At 47.5% G+C, this 2730-nt stretch carries 3 protein-coding genes; 2 read left to right on the top strand and 1 reads right to left on the bottom strand.

Features of this window, described 5'->3' with window-relative positions:
- The first annotated feature begins 92 nt into the window (after positions 1 to 92).
- Complete coding sequence (locus C7R94_RS29655; RefSeq protein WP_106786045.1) at positions 93 to 839, top strand: class I SAM-dependent methyltransferase; 747 nt, start codon at positions 93 to 95, stop codon at positions 837 to 839.
- Between the two features lie 59 nt (positions 840 to 898).
- On the opposite strand, the gene C7R94_RS29650 is transcribed toward C7R94_RS29655, so the two are convergent.
- On the bottom strand, positions 899 to 2260 hold the full coding sequence (locus C7R94_RS29650) for a D-serine ammonia-lyase (RefSeq protein WP_106786044.1): 1362 nt from the start codon (positions 2258 to 2260) through the stop codon (positions 899 to 901).
- A gap of 208 nt (positions 2261 to 2468) precedes the next feature.
- On the opposite strand from C7R94_RS29650, the gene C7R94_RS29645 reads away from it, so the two are divergent.
- Positions 2469 to 2730 (top strand): NUDIX domain-containing protein (locus C7R94_RS29645; protein WP_233220711.1); only part of this gene is annotated, 262 nt, incomplete at its 3' end.

Genomic DNA, 2730 nt, shown 5'->3' with positions numbered 1-2730 from the left:
TCATTTTCAATCGTTTTAAACGAATATTGACATCATGTTCATCTTTTAGCCATAATGGGAATCCGAGAAAAAATGGAAACGGGTGATATGGGATGAAAGAAAATCTGTATGATCAATTGGATTTTTATCAGGACTATCAAAAGCTCCGTCTGTCCGGTCAATCGGAGAATGACATTATCGAACAACCTGCTTTTCGTGGTTGTCTGCCCTCCCTAAAAGGATTGCGTGTACTCGACCTCGGATGTGGTGGCGGACAGTTTGCTAGGTACTGTGTGGAGCAAGGAGCACGTGAAGTGATCGGTGTTGATCTCTCTCACAACATGTTGGAGTATGCCCGGACGAATAACAGTCATGAGAACATTCAATATCTGCATGGCTCTCTGGAGGACATTGAGCTTGCCGATCACGACTACGATCTCATTACGAGCTCTCTCGTTATGGACTATGTTCGGGACTATGAGCACGTGATCAACAAAGTAAGCCGCGCCTTGCGCAACGGGGGACATTTCGTTTACTCCACACTCCATCCGCATATTACCGCTCGCAAGAAGGTCGAGGGCTGGGTACGCGACGAAGAAGGACAGAAGCATTTCTGGCCCTTGGACAACTACCTGGAAGATGGAGAACGTGAAATGCACATGATGAACGGCAGAAAGGCCCTTTTTTACCACCGCTCCATGTCCACAGCTGTCAATACGTTAATACAAGCGGGGCTTACCCTACAAGAGATCATCGAGCCAACCTGCACGCCAGAAGGACTTCTCATGCAGCCGCATCAGATTTCAGAGGTAAGAAGACCGACGTTTATTATTTTCAAGACCCAGAAGACTTTGAAATGAATGAGAAAAAGCCCGGAGGAATGATCCGGGCTTTGTTTACATAACAGACATTATGTACTTTACTCGATTTTGGTTTCCAGACCTTTCGCATAATACTCATCCTGGATTTTTTCTGGCACCATACTCCCACCCGTCGCCCATACAATATGGGTCGCCTTTTTCATTTTTTCCGTTAGACCTTGCTTCATCAAGTAGTGACGCCCTGCCTCCTGCTGAAACAATCGAGCAGGCCCTGGCATGCCAGCCAACGCAGACGGCTCCAATCGAATCGATTCGTGATCACGCAAGGCACGCAACAAGGCGTATAGCTCCTCGTCAGAGACTGTATACACACCGCTGAGCAGATTTTCCATCGTTTTCCCTACGAATCGCGAAGGACGCCCTACAGCCAGACCATCCGCCTCCGTCTTGTTATCTATTCCAAAGTCTTGAACAGAAACGTTGTCATGCAGTCCTGTCATTAACCCTAGCAGCATGCAGGGAGAATGAGTAGGTTCCGCAAAAAAGCAATGAACATTGTCTCCATAGATAAGCTTCAAGCCGTACGCCACACCGCCAGGGCCTCCCCCCACCCCACACGGCAGGTAGACAAACAGCGGGTGTTCGCTATCTACTGTAATCTGCTGCTCCTCTAACTGCTTCTTCAATCGTCCGGCTGCTACTGCATAGCCGAGGAATAGACGCTTGGAGTTCTCATCATCGATGAAATAACAATTCGGATCGGCCTCGGCCTGCTTTCTGCCCTCTTCCACCGCTTTCCCATAATCCGATGCATATTCGACTACTTGGACCCCTTTTGCCCGCAGCAATTCTTTTTTCCATGCTTTAGCGTCCGCTGACATGTGAACAGTGACTTGAAAACCGAGCTTCGCGCTGATGATCCCGATGCTCAAACCGAGGTTCCCTGTTGAACCTACCGCAATAGAATAACGGGAAAACAGTTCTCGGAACGCTTCCGAAGCCAAAATAGCATAATCATTGTCTGGTTGCAGCATCTGATGCTTTTGAGCCAATTCTTCTGCATGTGCCAGCACCTCGTAGATGCCGCCACGTGCTTTGATCGAGCCTGCAATAGGCAAATGGCTGTCGCATTTTAACCAGAGATCCCCATGTATATTCAATGCAAATCGAGATTCTAGGTGCTTTTGCATCTCTTTTATCGGAACGAGTGGGGACTCGATCAGTCCACCAGCAGCGCTCGTCTCGGGAAAAGCCAGTTGAATGAACGAGCCAAAGCGCCGCAAGCGATCTTCTGCGTCCTGGACTTCCTCTGGCGTAACGGAGAGAGTTGTTTTTGCGATCTCGTCATAGCAAGGGTTCGTCCAAAAAACTTCATCCGTCTCCATCATGTTATGGAGAAGCGGATATTTCGTTTTCCACTCCTCTATTGTCAGCCCTTCCACCTTTTCATTGTTTCCCATCTTGAACGAGCCCCCTTTTCATCCTTCCACTCTTCTTTGTATTATAACGAAATATTACAAAACTTCTTTAAGAAAACCAAATAAAAATAACTGCTGAATCCACTCATTTGATACAATGGTCGTTAAAGAAGTTGACTGTAACAAAAAGGAAAGTGATAACATGTATCGCTATACCATATGCTTTCTCAAACATAGAAATGGAATACTCATGCTGAATCGCAATAAATCACCGTTGATGGGGCTATGGAATGGCGTAGGCGGTAAGCTAGAGCACGGAGAGACTCCACTGGACAGTGTCCTTCGCGAGGTTCGGGAAGAGACGGGCATTTTGCTAGAAACCGCTTGCTACAAAGGAATTGTCTCTTGGCTAGTCGATGGAGTTGAAACAGGCGGTATGTATGCATTTCTCGCTCATCTTCCAGAAGACTGCGAGCGCAACCAAACCCCACAGGCAGTGGAAGAAGGCATAC

It is taken from the genome of Brevibacillus sp. NRRL NRS-603, from assembly GCF_003013445.1.
Classification (GTDB): Bacteria; Bacillota; Bacilli; order Brevibacillales; family Brevibacillaceae; genus Brevibacillus; species Brevibacillus formosus.
This window is presented reverse-complemented; position numbering and strand designations above follow the sequence as displayed.